The following is a 2,399-nucleotide window of genomic DNA, read 5'->3' on the forward strand; positions in this document are numbered from 1 at the left end:
TGCGCCAGGGCGAATTGGTTGGCGCCCTGTACGTCGGCCCGCCGCGTTCGGCCAAGGACTTCACCCGTGTCGTGCAGGCCGGAGCCGACCTGACGCCGATCCGGGCGGATTTGCAGCGCGGAAATCTGTCGGTTCTTGCAAAACTGAGTACGGATTGATCCGCTCGGCGCATGCGCTTTCAGCCCTTGGGGACGAAGTCGGTCACCACGCCACGGTCACTGAAATGCACATTGAAGTACCCCTCCATGGACGAAAGCGTTGAAAATGGACAAGCGAAGCAGGACCATCGGCGTCTTTGGCGCTGGCGCGCTGGCGGTGATCGCGCTCATTGCCTACCTGATCTGGTCGGGTTACGAGGAAGCCATCCGCCTTGCGGAAACCACCTCGCGCAACAATGCGGCGCTCATCGAGACGCGTCTGGACGCCACTTTTCGCCGGGCCGAGGCGCACGTTCTCGAACTCGCGCACGACCTGCCGGTGGCCGCGCTGAGCAAGGCCGCGGTAGCGCAATATGCGGCGGCGATCGATGCCGGGCTGGACGTACGCCGAGTGAATTTTCCGGAACTCGTCGGCCTGCGGGTCTTCGATACCGACGGTGACCTCATCTACTCGTCCGAGAGCAAGACCACACCACGGGCGAATGCAGCCGACCGGGACTACTTTCGCCAGTCGCGCGACGGCGCGCAGCCGGGGGTGTTCTTTTCGTCCGTCGTGATTTCCCGTATCACGGGCCGACCGGCGATGTTCATCGCCCAGGCCATGCGTGACGAGCAGGGCGCCTTCCGCGGCGTCGTCAGTGCCTCGGTCGAACTCGAGTTCTTCCAGAAGCTGTTCCAGTCGCTGGACGTCGGCGCGCAGGGCGCGATTGGTGTCTTCCGCAGCGACACCTTCACGCCGGTCATCCGCTGGCCGGCGCTCACCGGCAGCCACGCCACCCCCTTGCCGCCCGGCAGTGCGACCCGCGCGGCGATCACGGCCGGCCACAGGACGGCGACCCTGAGGCATCAGTCGCCGCTCGACGGCGTGGCGCGCATCGTCAGTGTCCGGCAGCTGGAGCACTATCCCTTCTATGTCGCCGCCGGCATCGCGGTCGACGATGCCCTGGCCGGCTGGCGCCTGCGCTCGCTGGTGGTCGGCCTGTCGAGTCTGCTGCTGCTGCTGCTCCTGCTCGCCCTCGCCGGCTACCTGTGGCGCGCCGAGTCCAGGCTCAAGGCGCTCAACGACGAACTGGAAACGCGCGTCGCCAGGCGCACCAGCGAACTCGAGAAGGCCAGAAGCGCGGCCGAAGACGCCAACCTGGCCAAGTCGCAGTTCCTGGCCAACATGAGTCACGAACTGCGCACACCGATGAACGCCGTGCTCGGAATGCTCGAGCTCCTGCGCCACACCGAGCTTTCGCCGACGCAGCGCAACTACGTGAGCAATGCCGCGGGCGCCGCCGACTTGCTGCTCAAGCTGCTCAACAGCGTACTGGATCTGTCGAAAATCGACGCCGGAAAAATGAGCATCGACCCGCAACCTTTCCGTCTGGATCATCTGCTGCGCGAATTGTCGATGATCCTGTCGATCAGCGTCGGCGCCAAACCGGTGGAAGTGGTGTTCGACATCGACCCGGTCATGCCCCGCCTGCTGGTCGGCGACTCGATGTGTCTGCAACAGGTGCTGGTCAATCTGGGCGGCAACGCGATCAAGTTCACCGAAAAGGGTGAAATCGTTTTGCAGGTCAAGGTGCTGGCCTGCCGCGACGGAAACGCCACGCTGGCCTTCTCGGTGCGCGACACCGGAATCGGCATCGCGGCGGAAAACCGGGCGCGCGTCTTCGAGGATTTCGCGCAGGCCGAAGCCTCGACCAATCGTCGCTTCGGGGGGACCGGTCTGGGCCTTGCCATCTCGCGCCGGCTGGTGGCGCTGATGGGCGGCGAACTGTCGCTCGAGAGCGCGCTTGGCCAGGGAAGCACCTTCCGTTTCGTCCTGACGCTGGCGGTTGCCGCCGAGCCCGGCAAAATGGCGGACTCGCGAGCCGTTCGGCCATCCGAGACGCTGCGGGTACTGGTCGTCGACGACAACCCGGTGGCCCTTTCGGTCTTGGCGTCCATGGCGCGATCCTGGGGCTGGCAGGTCGATGTGGCGAGCAGCGGTGCCGAGGCCGTCGCCCGAGTGCAAGCACGCGTCGATGCGGCGCAACCCAACTACGACGCCTTGCTCGTCGACTGGGAAATGCCGGGCATGGACGGTTGGCAGACCTTGCTCCGGGTGCGCCAGTTGTTGGCGCCCGAAGCCGCGCCGGTGGTCATCATGGTGACGGCGCACAGTCGCGAGAAATTGCTGCAGCGCAGCGAGCAGGATCGGGTAGGCCTGGACGCTTACCTGGTCAAGCCGATCACCGCATCGATGTTGTT

Annotated in this window: 1 protein-coding gene; it reads left to right on the top strand. The window is 65.4% G+C overall.

The window, feature by feature from the left end:
• Positions 1-264: 264 nt before the first annotated feature.
• On the top strand, positions 265-2,399 hold a 2,135-nt coding region (locus CAPSK01_RS24005; protein WP_273704088.1), incomplete at its 3' end, for an ATP-binding protein.

Source organism: Candidatus Accumulibacter vicinus (genome assembly GCF_000584955.1).
Classification (GTDB): domain Bacteria; phylum Pseudomonadota; class Gammaproteobacteria; order Burkholderiales; family Rhodocyclaceae; genus Accumulibacter; species Accumulibacter vicinus.